This window comes from Bacteroidales bacterium (assembly GCA_013141385.1).
Lineage (GTDB): Bacteria > Bacteroidota > Bacteroidia > Bacteroidales > Tenuifilaceae > UBA8529.
The window spans coordinates 493,128-519,453 of record JABFRB010000002.1; the positions used below are offsets into that span (position 1 = coordinate 493,128).

Genomic DNA, 26,326 nt, shown 5'->3' on the forward strand with positions numbered 1-26,326 from the left:
AATTCCGACTCCTCGGAACTCTTCAATTATTGCAAATATATCGATTTTTTTTAATTTACATCAAATTCAAAATTTGGTATTTTTCATTATAGTTTTTTTTCTTTATTTATATTTTTTCTCCAGAACATTATTTTCCCCCAGAATGTCTTATGCCTCCTCAATTTCTTTGACTCTTCGAGTGATTTTTTCATTCTTTCTTGGATTTCGGGGCTTTGCTTTTTAATATGTTCTTGTCTTCCAATTTCTTGCGCCTTTAGAGCTTTGCGCTTATTTCTTTCTGATTTTCTATTTCTTTTTTTTTCGATTCTATTAAGGGTTCTCTTTTTTGTGTTCTCAGTTTTTTTTACATCATAAGGATGGAATTGCTTTGAAGGAGAGTACTGTTCTAATCTTTTACGGTGAAATAATGGAAAATTTTTTTTATGGCATCCTTCATTTGTGACCATAAAAGATGTAATGAGCAAAAACAATAAAACCTTTTTGTAAATTTGCATTTCTAAATAGTTAAAACAATCAACCTTGAAGACAAAAATAAAACTTCTTTTTCAGCTATTTATTTTATCAGGGCTAATGTTCGGATGTATTAATGATCAGCAACAGATTGTACCCAACGTTAATGTTGATGTTTATATTAACCTAGATTTACCACAGTTTAGTTTTCTTGGTTCAATAAATAATGCAATAATTTATCCGAATGCAGGGTACAATCGTAATGGAGTTATCATTTATCGTAATTCAACTGATGAATTTTCAGCTTACGATGCCACTTGCCCTCAGCATATTGAAACAAAAACTGCAGTTAAACTTGATGATAACGGAGCTGGAGGTCAGGCAACCTGTCCTCACTGTAAAACAATTTACTATTTTTACGATTATGGTCGAGCATCTAAAGGTTATCCGTTAAAAAGATATAACGTTAACAAATCGGGAAATACAGTATATGTCTATAATTAAATTGGACAATCTGTTACTTTTCAACAGTTAGCTTATCACCAATCATCCTATTATTGTATTGCTGGATTATGGCTTTAAGTTTAGCCTCCATCTTTGTTTCAATATCAGGGAATTGCCCAATTTTATTATCTACCAATAGAGGGTCGCTTTTAAAGCTGAATAGCCCTATCTCATTAGTTCCATTATGTAGATAAAGATAATCGCCCATAAGCAATTGATAAGTTGATGAGGTGTATGTGATTACAAATGGCTCGTTGTTTGACTCAAAGATATTCCGACCAAATGCAACGTAGGGTTTATCGTAGTTAAGGTAACCCAATATAGAGGGCATAATATCTATTTGCTCAACAAGATCATTTGAGCTACCCTTTAAACTGCCATCGGGTTTGTACATGATGAACGGCCCAGTAAAAACACCTAGGTTTGTTTTGAACTCAGGATAATAGGCTTGATTAGCATGATCATTTGTAATAACAAAAAGAGTACTATCGTACCAAGGCATTTTGGAAGCCGTTTCAAAGAATCTTTTTAAAGAGTAATCGGTGTAGCCTATACATTGATGTATTGGTAATGTACCCTTTTTAAATTTGCCATCATACCTCTCTGGAACCTTAAATGGGTGATGTGATGATACCGAAAATATGGCGACACAGAATGGTTGTTTAAATTCGTTTAGTTTGCTTGCAAAGTATTGGAAAAACTCTTCGTCCCAAACACCCCACATTCCATCAAAATCATTGCTATTTGGGTATTCACTCATGCCATAATATTCCTTAAAACCGGCAACATTAGCAAAGGCCTGAAAACCCATTGAGCCATTGGGGGCTCCATGGAAAAATGCTGTTCGGTAGCCTTCTTTTCGAAGAACAGATGCAATGCTGTTGATTTTATTACCAGAGTATCCTGTTAGAAAATACGGTTCAACCATCATAGGGATACTTGCTAGCACGGACGGCATAGCATCAATCGATTTTCGACCATTACAGAATGAGTATTTGTACATCAAACTATGCTGAATTAATGAATCGAGGAAAGGGGTGTACCCTTCGTATGTTCCATTTTCAAGTTCGGGATTGTAACTTTTAAGATATTCGCGACCAAAACTTTCTAGTATGAAAATTACTACATTCTGTTTTTTAAACTTCGATTCTGTTGATGGGGTATGAACGAGGGTGTAGATTTTATCTAATTCCTCGTCACTTTTGTAATATGTTGCTTTTATTAGTGCTTTCTTTTGAAGGGTTCGATATATTGCAAATGGGGTATTTAGTACAATTGTTGCTTCTAGGGGTTCATTAATATACTGACCAGCATTACTCAATGTAATGGGACGAGTGCTATGCCTAAATCCGCCTCGGATACCGCCAATCATAAGAGTTGCCAATAGGAGTAATAATATTGTTCCATTGATAAAGTACACTAGATGACCTTTCCAACTTTTAACCACTATAGTTTTTTTGATTTTACCATAGGCAAGAACAAGGATAGCAATCATAGCAATCCATATAATAACAACATACCAGTAGTCGACAATAAATTTAGGAATTAACGAGCCAAAATTGGTTTCATGTTTGAATTCACTGAATATCGTTGCAGTTGTTCTTCGAAGCGTAAATTGAAAATAAACAAAATCGCAGCAGTTCGCCAAAAGTGCTATGCCATTGGTAATGTAAAACAAATATTTTAAAAATGTCTGGTAGATGTTATTGTATCTGAAAGTAAAGGGAAGCAGGTATAGGACGAAATAAAGCATGTTAGTGTATAGAATTGCTGTTGTATCAAAGGCAAGCCCACCCTTCATTATCTTCATCATGCCTACAAATGTCATATTTGGGAAGTAGCTTGAATTGATAAGGTAAAATACAATTCGGCAAACCGAAAAAAGGAGCATTACAAGTATGAAACGCCAAATTAAAGTAAGATAAAGGTTGTTTTTAACCCTTATATCAAGGAAATACTGTTTCCAGGTTTGTAGCATAGCGATATGAATTTGAAAGGGTAAAATTATCTAAAAAAGTGAACGAAAATAAATATCGATTTTATTATAGTGCCTGTATAATTATTTACACGGCAATAAATATGTTCAAGTGGATTAATGTGGTATTAATCAGGCGTTTAATTGCGATATGACTATTTTTTTATTATAGGTGTGATATCTGTTAAATCTCTTTCACCAAAACATTCTCTTTTATACCCTCTACATTCGATGAAATTGCCTTAGAAATACCTATAATCGTTTGCATTTCTGGAGAATCTGGTTCAAAAGAAGCACCTAAATTATCGAGCGCATAAATTACAGAAGCCACCGAGAAATTGTCGATATGCTGTGCTGGTTGGTATGCAATATTCTTTGATTCGCTTATGGTTTCAACAATAATTCTGCACTGGATTAGGTTATTTAGCATAGCTTTCATTAATCTGACAGGAATTTTCAGATCTTGAGAGAGTTCAAGGACAGTTTGAGCTTTCTCTCCATTAACGAATCGTTTAACAATGTGATTTAGAATTAATAGTGATAAATTACGCTTCGAATTCGGACAGATATGCTCTGTTTCGCTTTCGAATTCATACATATCAATATTTTGGTTTGCAAACGATATTTCAGCTCCAAAAAGTACAATCATCCAGCTAACTTGCAACCAGATTAGTAATAGGGGTAACGCAGCGAAGCTACCATAAATGGCATTATACTGTGATACTCCTATTTGAAAATCAATATAAATCCATTGGGTTACAACGAATGCTGAACCAGCAATTATACCAGCAATAATTCCTGATTGAGGGGAAACTTTAGTATTTGGCATTACGATGTATACCACACTAAATAGTATCCAAATTAAGAAAAGTGGTATGAAATTTAAGGTAAACATCAAATACTTGCTAACATATCCAATTAGTTCAATTTGTTTTCCAATTGTATTAAGTTGTGTGGCGAGGAAAACAGATATACTACTCGAAGCTATTAGAAGTATTGGAGCAATAAGCATCATCGATAGGTAGTCGGTGAACTTACGAACTATGGATCGAGGTTTGTCAATCTTCCATATATCGTTAAAAGATGTTTCGATGCTACTAAATATTTTAGAAACAGAGTAGAATAGAAAAATAACACCAATTCCAGCAATTAATCCTCCTCCAGTATTCTCAAGGAGTGAGTTTGAGAAGGTTACCAGTTTGTCTGCTATTTCTCCTTGTCCTTTGAGGCCTTCTTTTAGTTCTTGTTCTAAATATTTGTCAGCTCCAAACCCTTTGGCAATTCCAAAAGCCATTGCAAGGACTGGTACAATGGACATTAGCGTGTAGTAGGTTAAAGCAGATGCTCTTACTGTTACCTTATTTTCAATCAACCCACGGAGCGAAAGAACTATAATCCTTAAATATTTGAATAGGAATTTCATTTTTGGTGGGTACTCCTCCAACCGTACACTCCAGAGATCCCTGAGTAAGAATTGCTGAACCTTCATAAAATAATTAAGAGTCCTTTTGAATAAACCTTCTTTCTTTGCCATGGCGTTGAGGTTTTAAACAGAATACTAATGTAAGTAAAAATGTGATTAAATTGTCATACAAAAAACAAACTCATTCTCTCATTTCTGTGAAATGGTGAATCCATATGTGTTTAATAAATGAATACCCGCAAAAGCGGGTATCTACTTATTAATGCTAAAAAAGCTGCCGAAGCAGCTTTTTCTATTAGTATCTGTAATGTTCAGGCTTGTATGGACCATCGGGGCTAACCCCAATATAATCGGCTTGTTTCTTTGTTAACTTGGTTAGTTTAACACCAATTTGCTCAAGATGTAAACGAGCAACCTCTTCATCAAGATGCTTTGGTAGACGGTAAACATCAATTGCAAGGTTCTTTGTCCAAAGTTCTATTTGTGCAAGAGTTTGATTGGTAAAACTATTGCTCATTACAAAACTTGGATGACCTGTTGCACAACCAAGGTTAACTAAACGACCTTCGGCTAAAACAAAAATAGAACGACCATCTGGGAAGAAATATTGATCAACCTGTGGTTTAACGTTGACCTTTTTAACATTTGGTGCAACATTTAACCTATCGATGTGAATCTCATTATCAAAGTGACCAATGTTACATACAATGGTTTGATCCTTCATTGCAAGCATATGTTCAAGGGTAATGATATCACAGTTACCAGTTGTGGTTACATAGATATTGCCTTCAGTAAGAGTTTCTTCAATAGGTTTTACCTCGAATCCTTCCATTGCAGCTTGTAATGCACAGATTGGATCAATTTCGGTTATTATTACCCTTGCACCGTATGAACGCATGCTATGAGCACAACCTTTACCAACATCGCCGTATCCGCAAACAACAACTACTTTGCCTGCAATCATAACATCAGTTGCACGTTTGATACCATCGGCAAGTGATTCGCGACATCCATAAAGATTGTCAAATTTACTTTTTGTGACTGAATCATTTACATTGATAGCAGGAATAAGAAGTTCGCCCTTCTCCTTCATCTGATATAGACGGTGAACACCTGTGGTAGTTTCTTCTGAAACACCTTTTAAATCTTTAACTAGAGTATGCCATTTCTGGTTATCCTCTGATAATACTTTCTTTAAAAGATTAAGAATGACTTGCTCTTCATGATTTTCAGCCTTTTTGTTAAGAACGCTTGCATCTTTTTCTGCCTTATAGCCAAGATGAACGAAAAGGGTAGCGTCACCACCATCATCTACAATAAGGGTTGGCCCCTTACCATTCGGAAATGATAGTGCCTGAGCAGTACACCACCAGTATTCTTCAAGGGTTTCACCTTTCCATGCAAAAACTGGGATTCCTGCTTTTGCAATTGCTGCGGCAGCATGATCTTGGGTCGAAAATATATTACAACTAGCCCATCTAACATCAGCACCCAATGCTTTAAGTGTTTCAATTAACACGGCTGTTTGAATAGTCATGTGTAAAGAGCCAGTAATTCTTGAACCTTTTAATGGTTTAGAAGTTGAATATCTAGCACGAATTGCCATTAATCCTGGCATTTCTTTTTCGGCAATGCTAATTTCTTTACGTCCCCATTCTGCAAGTGAAATATCATTCACTTTGTAGGGTAGCGATTCTACAAGTACTTGTTCCATTTATTTAATCTGATTAGTTATAACTCTTTTATAAGTTACAAAGTTATAAAATAATTTTTATAATAATTTTGATTATAGGAGTCAAGAATATTTGATACATTTTTTCTATCAAATTCGAGTTGAATTTTGAGTTGTTCAATATTTGAAAATTTCTTTTCATTTCTGATACGTTCAATAATAGCGACATCAATTTTTTGATTGTAAATATCTTCATTGAAGTTGAGAATATGTACTTCAATGGTAATATTTCGATTATTATCGATTGTTGGTCGAGTCCCGATATTCATCATTCCCTTTTCGAACCTACCATTTAGATTTAATAGAACGGCATAAACTCCTTCGGCAGGTATTAGTTTAAGGGGATCAATTGGTCTAATGTTAGCTGTTGGAAATCCAATTTTACGACCTACTTGGGAGCCTGTTTCAATTGTACCAGTGAGAAGATATGGATAACCAAGCATTTCGTTTGCTTTTTTGAGTTCCCCATTACTTAGAGCTTCCCTTATTTTAGTTGAGCTAATATTTGTATCGTATTCTTCAATTATTTCAACTTTCTCAAAGGTGTAGTGAAGTTTAGTTGAAAAATTCTTTATTGTAGCAATATTTCCTTCAGCTTTTTTACCAAATCGATGATCTTTCCCGATTATAATATGTTTAACATTGTAAGATTCAACAAGAAATTGTATAAAATCATCGGCGGACATACTAGCTATCGATGGAGTGAATTCTTGAATAATAAAGAAATCAAAGCCAAGTTTTGAGAAGATTTTTGATTTTTCGTTAAGCGTGGTCAAAAATCTTAACTTATGAGGATCCTTGTTTAGAACCAAACGAGGATGCGGCCAAAAAGTAAGTACAGCTGAGTTAAGATTTAATTCTTTAGAGCGTTGAAGAACCAAATTTGTAAGTGCTTTATGACCTCGATGAACACCGTCAAAAAAGCCCATGGTAAGCACAATGTTTTTGCCCTCAAGCTGATCTGGTTTCTGAACAATTATCATCTTTTGTATTAAGAAAGTAAACAAAGATGCAAATTTTGATTCTTTAATAAAAGAAAAAATTGCACAAAGTGCTTAATTGTTGATAATTGACTCAGAATAGATGATAGTTGGGGCTTGATTGGTGTTAAGCTTTGGAAATTTATATAGGAGAAGAATAAAGAATTTGATAAATAATGCATACAGTGATTTGTAACAATTAGAAAACTATGAAAGTATATTTCGATGTCTTCGACTTGAGATTATTTAAATGGTTAACCAATTTGACAAACCTTTTAAATTCGTGAGAATCGAAAAAATTAACGGTAAAGCCCCTAAATCAAAGACATCGAATTATTCATAGTTTACACCCACCTGACCAAGCAAAAATCCATTCTATGGGGTAATTCAGCGTGTTTAGCGTATATCCGAATTCCGCAATCAAAAGCTCCTGGATCAACAGGTACAATGCTTAACTTAAAAGTAGCCCTTGCACCCTCGATAGATTCCATAATGAATTCGTGTACCCTTTTTATTTGAACTTCGTTGCTTTCAATAAGATCTGCTACAACAAGCTCTACACCAATATCCTCAATGCCAAGTTCTCCTAAATCGAGAACTAATTCTGATGTATATTCTTTCCCTAAGATAATAGCCTCAGAAGCAGTATTGAACTGCTTAACTTGGATTACTTCAAGGGTGTCCCAGCTTCTCGTCATTCTTTTTTTCCAGTTAGAGATTTTCTTGGCAAGATCAAAATCATTTGCTTTAATCCTTCTTGACCGATCGTAAAGTTTATTATAGAATCGATTCTCGTAATCCCTCATCATCCTTGTTGTGGTGAAGTTAGATGCAATCTGGGAAATGGATTTTTTAATGTATGACACCCATTTTTCGGGGATATCATCAGAGTCCCTATTGTAATACATTGGAACTATTTCATTTTCGAGGAGAGAATAAATTAGTTCGGCATCCAGCTCGTCCTGATAATCCTGCTCTTGATATAAATTTTCTTGAGGGATTGCCCAACCAGCTCCTTGTCGATAACCTTCAACCCACCAGCCATCTAGTACGCTGAAATGAAGTACCCCATTCATTGCCGCTTTTTCGCCACTTGTTCCCGAAGCCTCAAGTGGTCGGGTAGGTGTATTTAACCAAATATCAACTCCTTGCACCATTTTGCGTGCAAGTTCCATATCATAATTTTGAAGGAAAAGTATTTTACCCACAAATTCTGGCATCTTTGATATTTCGACTATTCGTTTAATTAGGTCTTGCCCCATTTTATCGTTTGGGTGGGCTTTACCTGCGAATAGTAATTGTACGGGCATCTCTTGATTGTTGATAATGCCATTTAACCGTTTAAGATCTTTAAATAGTAAATGAGCTCGCTTGTAAGTGGCAAATCGGCGTGCAAAACCAATTGTTAATGCTCTATTATTAAGACCTTCCTGAATATCAACAACATGCCGAGGGCTTTCAAATCTAATAATATCAGGATTGTTTAATCGAGTTCTTATATAGTCGATTAGTTTTTTTCGTTGATTATTTCGAATGCTCCATATTTTTGAGTCAGAAATATTAAATATCTGCTCCCATGCTGGCTTTGGATAATCGCTATCTTTTTCAGTGGAACCAGATTCAAAAAGATTACGCCATTCTTTAGCAGTCCATGTTGGGTAGTGAACACCATTTGTAACGTAGCTAACATGAAGTTCATCGTAATAGTATCCTGGCCATAAGCCAGCAAGCATTTTTTTACTAACCTCTCCATGCAACCAGCTTACACCATTGACTTCCTGAGAGAGATTTGCTGCTAAATGACTCATGGAGAACTTCTCTGTTATGTTGCCAAGATTCATTCGTCCTAGATCCAAAAACTGCTCCCATGATATTTTAAGCCTATCAGGATAGTGAGACATATACGCACGGAGTAAATCTTCAGTGAATGAGTCATGTCCTGCAGGAACTGGGGTATGTGTTGTGAATAAACTTGTTGAGCGAACAACCTCAAGGGCATCGGAGAATGAAAGTTTTTCGTCATGAATATAGTTACGCAATTGTTCGAGACCTATAAAGGCAGCATGGCCCTCGTTTATGTGGAATATATTCGGCTCAATTCCAAGTGCTTTTAAGGTGCGAATTCCTCCAATTCCTAGAAGCATTTCCTGCTTGAATCTATTTTCGATATCACCTCCGTATAGGTGATGTGTTATTGTACGATCTTGAACGATATTTTCTTCAAAATCGGTATCCATAAGATACAAATCAGTTCTTCCAACTTCTACTTTCCAAATTCTAGCGTAAAGATTACGACCCGGCATGGCAATGCTGATAGTCTTCCATTTCCCATTCTCATCACGTACAGGGGTGGCTAAGGTTTGGGTAAAATTCTGTTGATCATAGGTAACAATTTGTTGACCAGTAGAGGAGAGTTGCTGTGTGAAATAACCGTAACGATAAAGTAGCCCAATACCAACAATATCTGTATTACGATCTGATGCCTCTTTTAGATAATCACCGGCAAGTACACCTAAGCCCCCTGAGTATATTTTAAGCGATGTGTGCAAGCCGAACTCCATGCTGAAATATGCAATTTTAGGTTCTTTTCGCTTGTACTTGTTCATCATGTAGCTGGTGAACTTAAGGTAGAGCGAGTGAAGTTTCTCTACGAAATTCGAATCATTTTCAAGCTCCTGATAACGTGTAAATGATATTTTTTCGAGGAAGAGAATTGGATTTTGCTCACACTTAACCCATAGTTCAGGATCTATTGATTCAAAAAGGTCAACAGATTCGGGATTCCATGACCACCATAGGTTACGGGAAAGTTCATCTAGAGCACTAAGTTTTTCGGGGATATTTTTCTGTACAAGCAATCGAACCCAATTAGGCTTATTCAACCTATATTTTCTCTCAATGGTTGGGAGCTTCTCTTTCCTGTCTCGATCCATGAATTGTTGCGTCCGATCTTCAACCCTTTTAAGTGCAATATTATAAGCTTTGTAATAGTAGTTGATTAGGTTATTCCAAAGGGCTGTTTTTGATACCTCATAGGCATTCTTTTTGGCAAAACTTCTTGCTTGATTATCAAATACTACAAACTGTTTTAGCATTTCAGCAATTTGCCTAACAACCTCTTGATCATTATCATCGGTTCTAGGTATTACCGTTATTCCAGGATGTGATTCTTCAAAATGGCTATTTACCCAGTTTCCAAAACCTGCAAGAGTTGTAGTTATTGTTGGAACATGAAATGCAAGACTTTCGAGAGGTGTATAACCCCATGGTTCATAGTATGAAGGAAACACTGTGATATCTAATCCGATGAGTAAATCGTAATAGTGCTTGTCGAAAATACCATCATCACCATTGAGGTAACAGGGTACAAAGAAAATTTTCACCCTATCATTAACGGAGTTATTTAAACCTACCTCTTTGATCTTTTTGAGAGTTGGATCGAACTCGGGATCGATAAGATAATGCGTTAAATATGAGTTGCTTAATACGAGAGTATTATCAGAATCTTTATCTTGAAGATTTCGAAATACATCTTTTCTGGGGCCATGATGATTTGCGGGGATAAGAATAAATGCTAATACCTCTTTCCCCAAACCTTCTATCTTATTTAGTTTTCCAAGCGCATCAATAAAAACATCTATACCTTTATTCTTAAATTCATATCTGCCACTGATTCCAACAAGAAAAGCATCTTTTGAAACATCATGTGCAAGTAAAGCCTCTGCTACCTCATAAAATTTGATTTTAGCCTCTATTCTTCTTAACTTAAACTCTTCACTAACTGGAACAATTGTATCATCGAATCCGTTTGGAGTAACAAGGTCAACAGGTTTACCATGGAATTGAATACACTCTTTTGCAGTAATATCACTCACAGTAGTATAGCAATCAGCCTGAGCGGCAGATATTTTTTCTAACGATTGTTTTGAGGCAACATTAAATTCTAGTGCTTTACTTTCGGGGTTGTATTTTTCAAGTTTGCTGTAAAGAGGGATATTATTTCCAGCGATACAACGACCAAGAACAGTTGCATGAGTTGTGAAAATTGTGCCTACTTGAGGCATCTTGCTCTTGAGGTAGAGGAGACCCGTACCAGTCATCCATTCATGGAATTGTGCTACTATTCGATGTCTAGAGCTTAAATGGAATAGGGTGAAACTTTCGATGACCTTGCCTGCTGCATAACCGAATAGTGCAGGTTCAATATAATCCCATTGTCCAGTAATAGAGTCGAGTTTAAATTCCTCCCAAAAAACTTTAAAAATTTCGTCTTTTTGGGGAATTAACTTTGTAAAGTCGACTATGATTGCAATAGGTTTACATGGAATATTCCAATGCCCTATTCGTACATTTAGACCTTCCTCAAAAGCTTTATTTTTCCAAGAAGAGAACAGTTGACAGTCCTCAATGAATTCCGGGTTATGCTCGGTATCCCGCCAAACATCAGGACCAATGAGTATATAGTTGTTTTTTAATTCGTTTACTAACGATAATGCTTTTGTAGCTATGACCGTATGGATACCTCCAACTTTATTACAAACCTCCCAGCTGGTTTCGAATAGATAGTCTGGTTTTAATGGTTTTTCCTTCATTTTTGGATTATGTTTTTATACCAAATTATTACTTTTTCTTTGGACTTGTAGTTTTCGTTTTTTTATTGCTAACAGTTTCTTTTTTAGTACTAACAGATTTTGCTTTTGCAATCTCTTTAATTTTCTTGGTTTTAGAAACAGTTACATTTTTACTCTTCCCTGAACTAACCTTTTTTTCAACCTGTTTGTTCACTACCTTATCTTTATTGAGATTTTTTTGTTGCAATTTTTTTAATTCTTCTACCCTATCTAAAAGAATTTTAAGCATACTATCGATCTCTTCAGGTTTAACATTCGAAATTGGGGCTAGCTCCTTAATTTTATTGTCAATCCTGAGAGTAAAATCACTTAGTATATTCATAAAATTGATGAACGCTTCGTAGGGTGTATCGTAAGGGTTGAAATACTTATGAACATCACCATCGCTAAACCACTTGGTGCACATGTAATAGAAATGATCGCTGGTTTGGAGGTATTTCCAATCACGATGAATATTTTCATCGTTTATTAGATTTATTTTTTTAGCAAGGGAATATAGGTTGTTGAATGCTTCATCCTGAAGATCGTTTCCAAGCCATGCTGTTAAATCTCTCTCTTCATCAGCCCATGAGATGGGATGGGGAACATGAAGTGCTGAAACGGGTTGATGCTTTTCGGCTGCCTCCGTTGGAGTTAAAAACTCAAAGTTACTCTGACTAAACACCATACGTGGCAGAGAGCGCATAAAATCGAAAATACCTGTTTCTGCCCATTGGTGTTCCCCAAAGGTTTCATAATCCATGAAAAGGTTTACAATCTCTTCACGAGGCTCAATGTTTTTTAGCCACGAAACATATTTCTCGGCGGTTAATGGCCATTCACTCCAACCTTGGTTTGAGAATCGGAAAGCAATATCATCACTTAATCTAAAGTTTTTAAGTAGAAGTTTTAATTTAGGGTTAATTGCATTTGTATATAAATAGTTTGAACTTTTCCAGCCAAGTATATGTTTTGCCCCTTCGGTGAGCATAGCTTTGTAACCCATATCTGCTACAATGGAACCAATCTCATCGGAGTAGATAAGCTCAGTGTTTCGGAATGATTTTGGTTTTTGTCCGAACAGCTCCTCAATCCTTTTACTTTGAGCTGAAACCTGTTTTTCAAACTCGTTGCGATTTTTAAGTGAAGATAGCGAGTGTGAGTATGTCTCTGCCAGAAACTCAACACAACCTGTTTCTGCCAATCTTTGGAAACTTTTTAGAATTTCTGGTGCATACATTTCGAACTGATCTAATGCTGTACCTGAAATAGAGTAAGAAATTTTAAATCGCGATCCAAATTCATTAATTAGATCGAGCATTAGATTGTTTGTAGGCAGATAGCATTTTTCTGCAACCTTTTTCATAATTGAACGATTTGAAAAATCGTCGAAATAGTTATGATCTTCCCCAATATCGAAGAAGCGATATCTGCGGAGTCTAAATGGTTGATGAACCTGAAAGTAGAAACAGATTGTCTTCATTATGTTTTAAATTATTGAATTACAAATTTTATAAAATAGAATCGTAGACTTCTTTAACCCCTTCGGCGGCATTTTCCCATTTTAGGTTATTTACCTCTTCTTGACCGTACTTAATAAAGAAATCGGATAAGGCTTTATAGTTGAGAAGGCCATAAATACTATCGGCCATGGCATCGATATCCCAGAAATCGATTTTTAAAGCATACTTGAGGATTTCAGAAACCCCTGATTGTTTTGAAATTATAACAGGTACGTTCGATCTCATTGCTTCAAGAGGACTAATCCCAAATGGCTCAGATACTGATGGCATTACGTAAACATCACTCATTTGAAACATCCTGTTTACATCTGGACCCTTGAGAAATCCAGTAAAATGGAATTTGTGAGATATTCCAAGTTCAGCCACACGTCGAATCATGCGATTAAGCATATCGCCGCTACCAGCCATAACGAAACGTACATTATCATTTTTCTTGAGAACTTTATTTGCAGCTTCAACAAAATAGTCGGGTCCTTTTTGGAATGTTACCCTACCTAAAAAAGTAACAATTTTTTCTGGCAGCACTTTGTTACTATTAACGATGTTATAATCAGCAATGAAATCTACAGCATTATGAATGGTAACAACTTTTTCTTCTGGGATCCCATACCTAGTAATTACGATGTTTCGAGTGAGGTTACTAACAGTGATAACTTTGTCAGCTACCTCCATTCCACGTCGTTCAATCTCATAAACGTTTTGGTTCACATTTTCTCCACTTCTGTCGAATTCAGTGGCATGAACATGCACTATGAGCGGCTTACCCGAGACCATTTTTGCTACAATTCCAGCAGGGTAAGTTAGCCAGTCGTGAGCGTGAATGACATCAAAATTTTTTAATAGAGCAAGATTAGAGGCTATTAGCGCATATCGTGTTACCTCTTCCATGAGGTTAATACTATATTTTCCTGAGAACCTGAATTTTCTGGTTGTTGTAGATTCTTTAGTTAGCGTTTTTTCACGTTCAGATTGCTCCAAAAGTTTTTGGAATTCCTCTGGATCAATATAAGGAACAATGTTAGAGCTTATTTCGAGGTATTGAACCTTTTTCCAAAACTCCTCCATCTCAATATTTGTATGGCTAACATCAATATCTTCAGCAGCAACTAAACGGATGGATGATTTATCCTCATCTCCGAATGCTTTTGGTACAACAAAAATCACTTCAACATTCTTCTTTGCCAAACCTCGTGTTAGTCCGAAGCAGGCCGTACCTAATCCACCCGTAATATGTGGTGGAAACTCCCACCCAAACATCAAAACTTTCATGCAATAATTTTATTTGCTATACTTTTCTATCATTCTTATAATTCTAATAATCTCAGCAACGCTCCATGCTTGCGATATCGCACCGTTAGGACGTTGTGGAGGATCACCATCGTAAACCTCTGCTATGGAGCATATTCCGTAATGGGAAATTTCCTCTTTCATGGATTCTACAAGTTTCTTGGCTAATGGTAATGCCGATTTTTCATCTATTTTGAAATATGCTTCCATGAAATGACCGAGTAGCCATGGCCATGCAGTTCCTTGATGGTATGCCAAATCCCTATTTACATGATTTCCTTCATACCTACCTTTGTAAGCGGGATTTTTGGGTGCTAGAGTACGTAAACCTTTCGGCGTTAAAAGCTCACGTTCAATAACTTTTATAACAGCCCGTTTCATTTCTTCGGTGATTGGGCTATATGGGAGTGATGCAGCAAAGACTTGATTTGGTCTAACAAATAGGTTTTGACCTCCCTCATCTACATAATCTGCCAAATAGTTCTTTTGTTCATTCCAAAACACTTCGCAGAATGATTTTTTCGATAGTTCAGCAATAGGCAACCATTCCTTAACAAATTTGTTATCCTTATTGGCGATTGCAAGTTCAATAGTAAACATAATTGCATTATACCAAAGAGCATTAATATCAACTGCATAGCCTGTGCGTGGAGTTACCGGTTTCCCATCTACAATTGCATCCATCCATGTTAGGGCAAAACCTTTATCTCCAAGCCAAATTAGCCCATTATCATGCATCTTAATATTAAAGGGAAGTCCATTTTTATAGCCTAAAAGGATGGCCTTCATTTTCTTCCCATAGTCCTTCCAAATTTCGCTTGTTTTACCAGTGTATTCTGAATACTTCTGCAGCGACCAAAAAAACCATAATGGTGCATCAACTGAATTAAAAGCTGCCGCTTTTGCTCTTCCAACATTGGGAAATAGTCCATTCTTCATTTCTGATGACATAGAATCGAGTACTGCTTTACACGATTTTGGATCATCTATACCAAGAGTTAATCCAGGAAGTGATATGAAAGTATCGCGTCCCCAACGTCCAAACCAAGGATAACCAGCAATAATATGAGTACTTTTTTCTTGTTGAACGGTAAACTGCTCTGCTGCATTCTTCAAACAGTTCTCGAAGCTATTTTTGGGTGGTCTTTTTGATAGTTCGGTGTTGAATTTTTTAGTGAGCGAACTAGGAACTACTTCTGATGTAGACGCAGAGAAGATAATGCTCTCGCCCTTCTTTATGGTCACTTCAAAATAGCCGGGAACAAAGAGATCTTCATGACCTTCATATCCTCTCTTTAACTCTTCTAGGTATTCAATATTATAATACCAATCAGGGGAAGGGACATAATCGCTTTTTTTGTTTATCTGCATATGAAGGTACGGAAATCCTGCATATAATCGGCATCGGATTCCGTTTGGAATCTCCTTGTATTTTGTATCAGCCCCCATGTTTGCCTTGCTTAGACTATGGGCATTTCTAAAAGCAAGGAAAGGTTTAATCCTTATTTTAGTGGGACTATGAGCATCAACAAGTGTGTAACGAATAATAAACTGTTCTTCGTTGTGAACAAAAAGAAGTTCCTTTTTAAGTATTACGCCACCAACCCTATAAGTAAGCGTGGGGGTTGGTTCATAATCGAAATCGATTATGTATTTATGCCCTCTTGGTTCGTATATTCCTGGGTAACGATGAATACCTAAATTAAAGGATTGTCCTCTTTGAATTATCGTATCATCAACACATGAGAGGAGAACATGTGGTTCTCTGTCGAATTGTTCTAATGGGAGAACCATTAAACCATGATACTTTCGAGTATTACATAGCACAATGGTTGTACTAAAAAATCCCCCAGCACGATTTGTACTAAGAATTTCACGATTTAGTGAATATTCAAGATTTACTAATTCGTTTTTATCGAATAATAAATACTTCATATCTTTTAATCTTTAGAGTAAATATTATATAATAACCTATATGTTATGAAGAAGTTCAGTTCCCAATTAACAGTAATCAGAAGAATAAAGGAGAAAAATTAATTATTTGAATCACAAATTATTAAAATGCCTCCCATGAATCTTATAAAAAACGACAAAATAAGATGCCCACTTCGACCTCGTAAAAGGGATTTTTTAACAAAACAAGTTAGGCTTTTTTATGATTATGATTATCGAAATTCCTTTTAAATTTTGGTTAACTTTGCGTTAAACGTTGTTAATATTTTTGCGTTTTTAAGAATGCTATACTATGTAATTGTAAATAAGATTGATGTGTGTTAAACATTATATATGATCTCATATGAAATGGAGTTCAAAAAAAGATAAAATCTTATTTTTTCTCATCCTAATCTCTCAATTTATTTTTCAAAGCTGCATTGATCGAATTGATAGGGTTAGCGTGGATGGATTTCTTACTGGTAATCCCAAAACCTATATTTATGTAAATAGATTTGAAGGTGATAGCCTATCTCTAATCGATTCAATTAAAACAAACTCAAAAGGTCATTTCAAAATTAAACTTAAAGTTGAAAACCCTTATTTTGTTACAATAGGAAAGGACAGACTATTGCAACCAATTATGCTTTTAGTTCAACCAGGCGATGAGGTCAAAATTAAAGCGAGTGAGGCCGATTTATCCGATTACAGTGTTCTTGGTTCGAATGGATCTGTACAGATATGGGAACTTAACCTAAGGCTTAATTCTACAAAATTGAAGATTGATTCCTTGAAAAGCATTTATAATTCCAACACAAACAATCCCAAAATTGATTCTGTAAAACATTTATTGGATAGTTTGTATAACTTGAGTATTGATAGACATTGCGATTACACACACGATTTTATAAAGAATAATCCATTCTCACCAGTATCAATTTTGGCTCTTTTCCAAACTTACGACAATTCTCATCCAGTGCTTGACTATGCTAAGGACAGGAAACTCTTTAGGATGGTTGATTCATCTCTCATGTCAGTATATTCATCAAACAGTATTGTTAAGGCATACCATTCAAAGATTCAAAAACTTGATTCACTTTACGAATTAAGGCATAAAAGGGCACTTATGTTTAAGGATGGTGAAACTTTGCCAGATGTTGGTTATCCACTTATAAATGGAGATTATTTATTTATCAGTAATATTTGGTTTAGATATATTTTAGTAGATTTTTGGGGTGATTGGTGTAGCGTGTGTGCAAGTAATAATGAAATTTTACGTCAGATTTACAAGGAGTATGCTCCAAAAGGACTTGTTGTTATTCAAGTTTCGCTTGGAACAAATCCGGATACTTTAATATTAAGGGCTGTAAGGGATAGTTTACCTTGGTATCATTCATATGTTGATGATTTTTATAACTCAAGATTGTTAGATACACTTAAAATATCCAGCCTACCATCGAACTATATAACAGATAGGAGGGGAGTGATAAAAGGTGTTAATCTTAACGGGGAGAAGTTAAAATCGAAACTTACAGAGCTTTTGCCTTAGTGGAAGTTGAAAAAAGATTTTTATTTCGATTTGAATGATTAATTTTGTTTAGTATTGAAGAGTAAGAATTAACGGGTAATATGTTTTTGTTGAATTAAAATTTTTTAGATGATGATAAATTTTTTAAGATCAAAATATCATGCAATTTGGATGCTGTTAGTATTAGTTCTTTTGAACTCGTGCAATGATAAGAATTCAGTATTGATACATGTTAAAATTACAAGTTCAAAAGATTCTAAAGTTTTTTTAGATAAATTAGACTTCTCCAAATCAACCTATATAGATTCAGTTGATATTTCAAAGGGCGAAAATAGTTTTAGTTTTAGGGCTAAATCCATAATGGAACCAACATTCTTTGTGCTTCGAGTTAAGGACAAAGGCGCAATTACACTACTTTCAGATCCAGGAGAAAAGATGGATCTTATTATTAATGCTGATAAACTCAATGATTATTCTGTTTTGGGTTCAAAAGGATCCTTAAAGACGAAGCAACTTACAAATAAGTTGAGCGAAACCAAAAGCAAACTCTACTCACTAAGATTAAAGTATAATTTGGCTCAAGAACCAGTGGTAAAGTCAATGATTGAACAGGAATACAATGCGGCAATTGACTCTCAACGTGCTTATAACTCCCGATTCATTTGGGCAAATGCAATGTCACGGGCAAGTGTAATGGCTGTATACCAAAAGTACGATGATAATACATATGTTCTTGATCGTGCTGAAGATCTTGTGCTATTCAAGACCGTTGCTTCAACATTAAAAGCACTTTACCCTAATTCGGATTATACAAAAGGAATGATTGCAGAAATCCATAAAATAGAGGGAATTATTCGAGGTAGTAGTATTAATAGCATAATAAACCAAGCGGTTACAACCATTCCGGATATAGCATTACCTAACCCTCAAGGAGATATAGTTAAACTTTCGACGCTTAAAGGGAAAGTAATTCTTCTTGGCTTTTGGGGATCGTGGGATCAAACAAGTCTTTTAGATAACAGGGAATTACTTAATATATATGCTCAATTTAAAAACAAGGGTTTTGAAATTTATCAAGTTTCTCTTGATACTAATCGCAGCGAATGGCTAAATGCAATTGAATCAGCAAGTTTGCCTTGGGCGAATGTATGTGAGTTAAATCCCAAAGGTTCATCGTATGCCTTAACCTATAATATTACACAAATACCTGCTAATTACCTTATTGATAGAAATCATACTATTATAGGGAAAAATCTTTTTGGGGATAATTTAATAAAAGAACTTCGCAAAGTACTATAAATACTATGCAGGGCAAGAAAATATATTTTGCTTCAGATTTGCATCTTGGTTTACCTACCCACGAGGAAAGTCTTCCTCGTGAAAAATTATTCATACAATGGCTAGATCGTATTAAACCTGATACTGCTGAACTTTACTTGCTTGGAGATATTTTTGATTTTTGGTTTGAATATAGTCGCGTAGTACCAAGGGGTTACAATCGTTTTATTGGAAAAATCGCTGAATTCACTGATTCTGGTATCCCTGTCTATTTTTTCAGTGGAAACCATGATGTTTGGATGTTCGACTACTTTCAGAAGGAACTCGGGGTTGAGGTACATCATAAACCGCTTATTAAGGAAATACTCAATAAACGATTTTTTCTTGCCCATGGAGATGGACTTGGCGCAGGAGACAGAGGTTACAAACTATTAAAATCAATTTTTACAAATCCCGCTCTCCAATGGCTGTTCGCTAGGTTGCATCCGAATTTTTCGTTATGGTTTGGCAACCAATGGTCGGTTAGCAGTAGATATTCAAAAGAAATTACACATACCTTCAAGGGAGAAGATGAATTAATAACAAAATTCACCCGCTCAGTTCTGGAAAAAGAACATTTCGATTATTTTATTTTTGGTCATTGGCATTCACCCATAATTTTCCCCTTAAATAGTTCATCAAATCTAATAATTCTGGGTGATTGGTTGGTTAGTAATACCTATTCAGTTTGGGATGGTGAGCAATTTAAACTCATGAAATTCAACAATACGGGTGAAGATGTTGTTTTAAGTGTAGCCAGATAGTTGGTAATTACACATTAAAAAACAAGATCCCATAAATGAACTTCTTAGCACACCTATACCTTTCTGGATCGGATGTTGAAGTTCGGTTAGGTAATTTTATTGGTGATTACGTTAAAGGGAAGAGTTACAGTCAATACCCTGAAGGCGTTCAAAAGGGAATAACCTTGCATCGTGATATTGATTCCTTTACTGATAAACATCTCTCAACCCAAGAATGTATACATTTACTTCGCCCCGGGTATGGTAAGTATGCTGGGGTTGTTGTAGATGTTCTGTTCGATTATGTGTTAGCGAATGAGTGGTATCGATACTCTGAGTCTAATCTTAAATCGTATACTCGGAGGTTTTACTTACAAATGGTTCTAAAATATACCCTTCTCCCTGTTCGAGTTAGAGAATTCCTTCCATTTATGATTCAAAGTAATAGACTATACAGTTATCGAACCAAAGAGGGTTTGGGTAAAGCAATTGAGATAATGAGTTCTGTAACCTCATTGCCCAGCAAACCGGGATATGCAATTGAAACTCTGAATTTAAACTACGAAAAGATATTCTTTAATTTCAATACACTTTTCCCCGAAATGATTGCATTTGTTGGTGACAAATATGATATCAAATTCTAATTCGTTTTGGTTTATCCTAATCGTGAGGAATCCAATTTAATAAAAATAAAGAGTAGAATAGTAAAAGCCCAAAGCGAGGAGCCTCCGTAGCTAAAAAATGGAAGCGGAATCCCAATCACAGGAAACAAACCAATGGTCATACCAATATTTACAAAAACGTGGAAGAAAATTATCGATACCACTCCATACCCATAAATTCTTGAAAATGCTTCTCGTTGCCTTTCAGCAATCATTATTAACCTTAGTAGTAGAATCATAAAAAGCGATATTACTACCAATGAACCTATAAAGCCCCACTCTTCACCTACAGTACAAAATATAAAATCGGTACTTTGTTCGGGAACGAAATTATACTTGGTTTGTGTTCCTTGTAGATAACCCTTTCCCAAGAATCCGCCAGAACCAATTGCAATTTTAGATTGATTAACATTATACCCCCAGCCTTGCGTATCATCTTCGATTCCTAATAAATCGTTAATTCGTTTTTGTTGATGGGTGGCAAGTACATTATGGTAAATATGATCAACAGAAAGAGTAAAGGCTGTATTTATTATAAGGAATAGTGAGAGGTAGTAGATTAAACGAACACGACGAAAAAATGCATAAATCAATGCTACTGGAATGCCAATAGTTATTGCAATTAAGACGATATAGGTTGAAGATAAACTGTATCCAGTGTATCTGATTGAATAGTATAATATTACCCCAATAATAGTTGATGCTATTGTGTAAATAAGCATCTCCTTTATTCTGTTTCCAATAATTGCAAAAAGGATCATTGTTAATCCAAATACTAAAATTAGAACAGTAGTGTTGCTAAAAATAATAACTAGGATGAATAACACTACTATTAAAACAAAATACAACATAATCCAATTAGGAAGACCTTCTCGATAAAGTACAAGGATCAGTGCGGCATATACCATTGCAGAACCTGTATCGTTTTGGAGAAGAATTATTACAGCAGGCAGAAATAGGATAAAGCCAATTTGTAGTAGAGATTTTGGTTGTAGAATTTTAAAGTTATAAACATTTGTAAGCTTTGCTATAGCTAATGCAGTGGCAATTTTTGCAAATTCAGCTGGTTGTATTCCAACGGATCCAATTTGAATCCAAGAATGTGCACCATTTATAACCTTTCCAAAAAGCAATGCGACTATGAGAAGAACGATTGCTAAGGCATAGAAGAGATAAGCGAATACAAAATAAACTCTACGGTCGATAAGCAAAACAAATAAAGCTAATACGAGCGCAAAAATTATCCAAATCAGCTGCATTCCATATCTCTGAGTAAAATCTAGTATGCTGCTATGTGCATCACTATATACGGCTGCATATATATTTAGCCAGCCCATAAATACTAATGCGAGATAAATGAATATGGTAGTCCAATCGAAACCTCTCCAGGAACTATTTCTTGTTTGCATGGCGGTCAAGGAGTTTACTTTCGAACATTAATTTTTCCAAATCGGGTCGAGCAATTGAATCAGTTAAATACTTCTCAATCATTAAACTTGCAATAGGGGCAGCCCATGTTCCCCCAAAACCAGCATTTTCAACATATACAGCAATAGCAATTTTAGGATCATCCTTAGGTGCAAAAGCAATAAAAACGGAATGATCTGCCCCATGGGGATTTTGTGCAGTACCAGTTTTACCACAAACCCTAATTTTGGGCAGTGCGGCAATTAAACCAGTACCCCCCGCCCCTCCATTAACGGACATGTCCATTCCTTCAACAACATAGTTAAACCAAGTAGAATCAATAGTAGTATAATGTTTTTCAGTAAATTTTGGATCAATACCATTAGTCCCTTTTACCTCCTTAACAACATGCGGTGAATAATAGTAACCCCTATTAGCAATTACAGTAGCAAGATTTGACATTTGTAGAGGAGTTGTGCCAAGTTCCCCCTGACCTATTGCTAACGAAATAATAGTTAATGAATTCCATCCACCTTTCCTAAAGTATCGGTCATAAAAACTAACGGATGGAACAATTCCTCTAAGTTCATTTGGTAGATCAATTCCTAATTTTTTGCCAAAGCCAAATGATTCAACATGCTTTTTCCAATCCGAAAAACCATTCTCAACAGAACCAAATATAGATTTGTCGATAATACTCCTAAAGACATAGCAAAAATAAGTATTACATGACATCTGGATTGCCTGCGTAAACGATAGTGGGGATGGGTGGATGTGGCAACCAACACCTCTTCCTATTGGGAACCCACCTGCACAACCATAACGTGTTGTCGGGTAAACTACTTCTTCTTGCATTCCAATTAACCCATTAACTATCTTAAAAGTAGAACCCGGAGGATAAAGTGCCATTAAAGCCCTGTTGAATATTGGCTTTAGTGTATCATTTTGTAGAAATCTGTAATTTGTTGTTCTATCTCTACCAACAAGGAGTTCTGGATCATAGGAAGGGCTCGATACCATAGCAAGAACTTCTCCTGTTTTTGGTTCAATTGCAACGATGCTTCCTATCTTATTGGTCATTAACTTCTCGCCATATTCTTGCAGATTAGCATCAATTGTGCATATAATATCGTTTCCAACAACTGCCGCGGAATCATACAAGCCGTTTTCATAGGATCCTTTAATCCGGTTATGCACATCTACCATATAAATGCTAACCCCCTTACTGCCCCTTAATTCTTTCTCGTAAGATTTCTCTAAACCATTGATTCCAATATAATCACCAAGTTGATAGTACGGGTTTTTGTTAATTACATCATCATCAACTTCACCCACATAACCTAGCAGATGACCAGCCATTTTGTGGGGATAACTTCTAAGCGTACGTGGGTGTACCTCAAAACCCGGGAATTGGTAAAGCTTTTCTTGAAGTACGGCGTAGGTTTTAGCCGAGATTTGTTTGAGAAATACTGATGGTTTATAAGGGGAATATCCTTTAACTCTTTTAATTTGGGTAAATCCATCTTTTACTTGCTCATAGGAGATCTCAAGGATTTTTGCTAACTCTGTTGTATCAAATGCTTTAACCTGATTTTTCACAACCATTAAGTCGTAAGCCGCTTGGTTGTAAACAATTAGACTCCCTTTGCGATCGTAAATAAGTCCCCTTGCAGGATATTGTGGGATATATCTTAATACATTATTACTTGCAGAAAGTTTATAGGATTGTTCAACTATTTGCAACATGAATAGTTTTATTATTAGCACTATACAAAATATTAGGATAATACCTGATATTATGTACTTTTTGTCGGTCGTTATATTTAATTGCACCTAGCTTTGTTTGAATAAAATTACTTATTGAAAAAAAATAATTGGCTAAGAAGAATGAATATTGAAGTTATTATTGTGCTAAGAATAATTCTGAAAAGGGTGAAGAAGAAGTGTACAAATGTGAAAGTTTCGAGGTAAAAAAGTATAAAATGATGGATTAACACTATTATTAGAGTGTATTTTATAAACCATCCTATATCGTTAATTACCAAGGAAGGACTTCCTTTTCTGTCCACAGAATCGTGAGTTGATATATTTGATAATATGGTAGGCCTAATGAATGCAATAAATAAAGTTGCTGATGAGTGCAAACCTAGTGTTCCTGAAAAAGCATCAATTATTAGGCCAGTCAAGAAACCAAAAATAAGAAGAATCCAACCCGGGATCTCGAAGGGTAGGAGCATAATGAATAAAATGTAAATATATGGGTTGATATAGCCCCCAAGGTTGATATTATTTAATACCAAAAGTTGAAGTGCCATTAACACAGCAAACATTATCGCATATCGAGATAGTAGTTTACTCATTTTTCTTGATTTTCGAGAAGATTCCTTTCGATTGCTTGGTGCGATTTAATCACATAAACATAATCGAGTCTTTTAAAATCGGAAAGCAACTTAACGTTAACGATGTAAAAATTACCACCCTTAAACTCAAAATCCTCAATGGTTCCTAGTGGAATGTCGGGTGGAAAAATAGTAGAATAACCACTAGTTACGATAGTATCTCCTTCAGCAAGGTTCACATGTTGGGGTATTTCTGAAAGAATTACTTTGCGATAATTTAATCCATCCCAGTATAATGAACCGTAAACTCCAGAGCGTTTATGCTTTGCCGATAATTTCCAGTTGGTATTAAGCAAAGATATTACTGTGGAGAAATTACTTGATACCGATGCCACAACCCCAACAACACCATCTTTTGTTATAACCCCCATTTCCCGCTGAATACCATCATTCGTTCCAACATTGAGCGTTATATAGTTATTCTGTTTATTGATTGAATTATTGACTATTCTAGCAGGCGAATATGTATACTTAACTCCTCCAATAGAATCAGTTAGAGAATTCTTATTTGCTTCAAGTTTATTTTTAAGACGGGCTAATTCATTTCGAAGGGCTACATTATCAACAACCAATTCAATATTGTTTTGCCTAAGCCTAAAATATTGTTCGATATTATGCTTCTGATTATCTACAACGCTTAAAATGCTGCGGCTAAGATTTCCGAAACTTGCTTTTTGGTAATAGTTATGATCTGCAAGTAACCAAATTGAGAAGCCTTCAAGTACGATGAATAGAATAAGGAAGTAATACTTTTCTAGAAATCGAAGAAGGCTATTCATTTTTGGTTAGTTGGTTAATGTTCAACAGGATGTTACAATTATCGCATTAGGAATGGAAATCTATCAACATTCTTTAAAGCAATACCAGTTCCTCTAGCAACAGCATGTAAAGGATCATCGGCAACGCTAAACTTGATATTAATCTTATCGGTTAATCTCTTGTCCAAACCCTTAAGTAATGCACCACCACCAGCAAGGTAGATACCCTTTTTAACAATATCTGCATAAAGTTCCGGGGGAGTTTGTTCAAGTACTCCCAGAATTGCTGCTTCAACTTTAGATATCGATTTATCAAGGCAATGCGCGATTTCTTGATACGAAATAGGTACTTCAATGGGCAATGCCGTCATCAAGTTTGGTCCACGAACAATAAAATCGGCGGGTGGATTCTCTAAATCAGGTAAAGCTGATCCCACAGCAATTTTAATATCCTCAGCGGTACGTTCTCCAATTTTAATATTATGCTGATGGCGCATATATGCTTGAATATCGGCAGTAAACCCATCACCAGCTATTCTTATAGATTTATTACAAACAATGCCACCAAGTGCAATAACAGCAATCTCGGTAGTTCCACCTCCTATATCAACAACCATATTGCCTTCAGGCGCTTCAACGTCCAAGCCAATTCCTAAGGCAGCTGCCATCGGTTCATAAATCATATATACATCGCGACCACCTGCATGTTCAGAAGAGTCACGAACGGCTCGGACTTCAACTTCGGTGCTACCACTTGGAATACAAACAACCATTCGTAACGAAGGGGAGAAGAGCTTGTTTTTAGAGTTAATCATCTTAATCATTCCCCTAATCATTTGCTCAGCTGCATTAAAGTCTGCAATTACCCCATCGCGAAGAGGACGTATGGTTCTAATATTCTCATGCGTTTTACCATGCATCTGTCTTGCTTTTTCCCCAATTGCTATAAGTTTTCCGGTGGATTGATCGATAGCCACAATAGAGGGCTCATCCACAACAATCTTATCATTGTAAATGATAATCGTATTGGCTGTTCCCAGATCGATAGCTAATTCCTGCGTTAAAAATGAAAAAAGTCCCATATTAGTTGTTTAAT

General features: G+C 35.7%; 19 protein-coding genes. 5 read left to right on the top strand and 14 right to left on the bottom strand.

Annotation, left to right across the window (positions count from 1 at the left end; all coding sequences use genetic code 11):
- Positions 1-86 precede the first annotated feature (86 nt).
- Positions 87-494, bottom strand: coding sequence for a hypothetical protein (locus HOO91_03215; GenBank protein ID NOU16552.1), 408 nt, complete (start codon positions 492-494; stop codon positions 87-89).
- Positions 495-519: 25 nt separating this feature from the next.
- Between HOO91_03215 and HOO91_03220 the strand changes: the two genes are divergently transcribed.
- Complete coding sequence (locus HOO91_03220) at positions 520-954, top strand: hypothetical protein (GenBank protein ID NOU16553.1); 435 nt, start codon at positions 520-522, stop codon at positions 952-954.
- A gap of 13 nt (positions 955-967) precedes the next feature.
- Here the strand turns inward: HOO91_03220 and HOO91_03225 are convergent, their stop codons facing one another.
- From HOO91_03225 to HOO91_03260, 8 genes are all read right to left on the bottom strand, one after another.
- Positions 968-2,932: an LTA synthase family protein gene (locus tag HOO91_03225; protein ID NOU16554.1), complete on the bottom strand. Its 1,965-nt coding sequence runs from the start codon at positions 2,930-2,932 to the stop codon at positions 968-970.
- Between the two features lie 181 nt (positions 2,933-3,113).
- A complete protein-coding gene (locus HOO91_03230) occupies positions 3,114-4,463 on the bottom strand; it encodes a YihY/virulence factor BrkB family protein (GenBank protein ID NOU16555.1) in 1,350 nt (449 codons plus the stop codon).
- Between the two features lie 184 nt (positions 4,464-4,647).
- On the bottom strand, positions 4,648-6,066 hold the full coding sequence (locus tag HOO91_03235) for an adenosylhomocysteinase (GenBank protein ID NOU16556.1): 1,419 nt from the start codon (positions 6,064-6,066) through the stop codon (positions 4,648-4,650).
- 35 nt (positions 6,067-6,101) lie between these two features.
- Positions 6,102-7,091, bottom strand: a complete 990-nt coding sequence (gene ribF, locus HOO91_03240; protein NOU16557.1) for a riboflavin biosynthesis protein RibF — start codon at positions 7,089-7,091, stop codon at positions 6,102-6,104.
- Between the two features lie 317 nt (positions 7,092-7,408).
- Positions 7,409-11,656 carry an alpha-glucan family phosphorylase gene (gene glgP / locus HOO91_03245; GenBank protein ID NOU16558.1) on the bottom strand — a complete coding sequence of 1,416 codons (4,248 nt, stop codon included), beginning with the start codon at positions 11,654-11,656 and terminating at the stop codon, positions 7,409-7,411.
- Between the two features lie 28 nt (positions 11,657-11,684).
- A complete protein-coding gene (locus tag HOO91_03250) occupies positions 11,685-13,157 on the bottom strand; it encodes a polysaccharide deacetylase family protein (protein ID NOU16559.1) in 1,473 nt (490 codons plus the stop codon).
- Positions 13,158-13,185: 28 nt separating this feature from the next.
- Entirely contained in the window at positions 13,186-14,466 is a 1,281-nt protein-coding gene (locus tag HOO91_03255) for a glycosyltransferase family 4 protein (protein ID NOU16560.1), read from the bottom strand.
- 9 nt (positions 14,467-14,475) lie between these two features.
- Positions 14,476-16,419: an amylo-alpha-1,6-glucosidase gene (locus tag HOO91_03260; GenBank protein ID NOU16561.1), complete on the bottom strand. Its 1,944-nt coding sequence runs from the start codon at positions 16,417-16,419 to the stop codon at positions 14,476-14,478.
- Positions 16,420-16,780: 361 nt separating this feature from the next.
- Here HOO91_03260 and HOO91_03265 point away from each other — a divergent pair, with 361 nt between their 5' ends.
- The 4 genes from HOO91_03265 (at position 16,781) to HOO91_03280 (ending at position 20,648) form a co-directional block, all read left to right on the top strand.
- Positions 16,781-17,965, top strand: a complete 1,185-nt coding sequence (locus tag HOO91_03265) for an AhpC/TSA family protein (GenBank protein ID NOU16562.1) — start codon at positions 16,781-16,783, stop codon at positions 17,963-17,965.
- A gap of 108 nt (positions 17,966-18,073) precedes the next feature.
- The gene (locus HOO91_03270) at positions 18,074-19,243 is read left to right on the top strand and encodes a redoxin domain-containing protein (GenBank protein ID NOU16563.1); all 1,170 of its coding nucleotides are present in this window, start codon (positions 18,074-18,076) and stop codon (positions 19,241-19,243) included.
- Between the two features lie 5 nt (positions 19,244-19,248).
- Positions 19,249-20,025, top strand: coding sequence for a UDP-2,3-diacylglucosamine diphosphatase (locus HOO91_03275; protein NOU16564.1), 777 nt, complete (start codon positions 19,249-19,251; stop codon positions 20,023-20,025).
- A 35-nt stretch (positions 20,026-20,060) separates the two neighbouring features.
- Entirely contained in the window at positions 20,061-20,648 is a 588-nt protein-coding gene (locus tag HOO91_03280; GenBank protein ID NOU16565.1) for a DUF479 domain-containing protein, read from the top strand.
- Positions 20,649-20,659: 11 nt separating this feature from the next.
- Here the strand turns inward: HOO91_03280 and HOO91_03285 are convergent, their stop codons facing one another.
- Genes HOO91_03285 through HOO91_03305 form a run of 5 tightly spaced genes read right to left on the bottom strand, consistent with a single transcriptional unit; the run spans position 20,660 to position 26,312 of the window.
- Positions 20,660-22,075 carry a rod shape-determining protein RodA gene (locus HOO91_03285; protein NOU16566.1) on the bottom strand — a complete coding sequence of 472 codons (1,416 nt, stop codon included), beginning with the start codon at positions 22,073-22,075 and terminating at the stop codon, positions 20,660-20,662.
- The gene (gene mrdA / locus HOO91_03290) at positions 22,059-23,894 is read right to left on the bottom strand and encodes a penicillin-binding protein 2 (protein ID NOU16567.1); all 1,836 of its coding nucleotides are present in this window, start codon (positions 23,892-23,894) and stop codon (positions 22,059-22,061) included. The genes HOO91_03285 and mrdA overlap by 17 nt, the downstream gene beginning before the upstream one ends.
- A 32-nt stretch (positions 23,895-23,926) precedes the next feature.
- Positions 23,927-24,433: a rod shape-determining protein MreD gene (locus HOO91_03295; GenBank protein ID NOU16568.1), complete on the bottom strand. Its 507-nt coding sequence runs from the start codon at positions 24,431-24,433 to the stop codon at positions 23,927-23,929.
- On the bottom strand, positions 24,430-25,251 hold the full coding sequence (mreC, locus tag HOO91_03300) for a rod shape-determining protein MreC (protein NOU16569.1): 822 nt from the start codon (positions 25,249-25,251) through the stop codon (positions 24,430-24,432). The genes HOO91_03295 and mreC overlap by 4 nt, the downstream gene beginning before the upstream one ends.
- Before the next feature lie 38 nt (positions 25,252-25,289).
- Complete coding sequence (locus tag HOO91_03305; GenBank protein ID NOU16570.1) at positions 25,290-26,312, bottom strand: rod shape-determining protein; 1,023 nt, start codon at positions 26,310-26,312, stop codon at positions 25,290-25,292.
- Positions 26,313-26,326 lie beyond the last annotated feature (14 nt).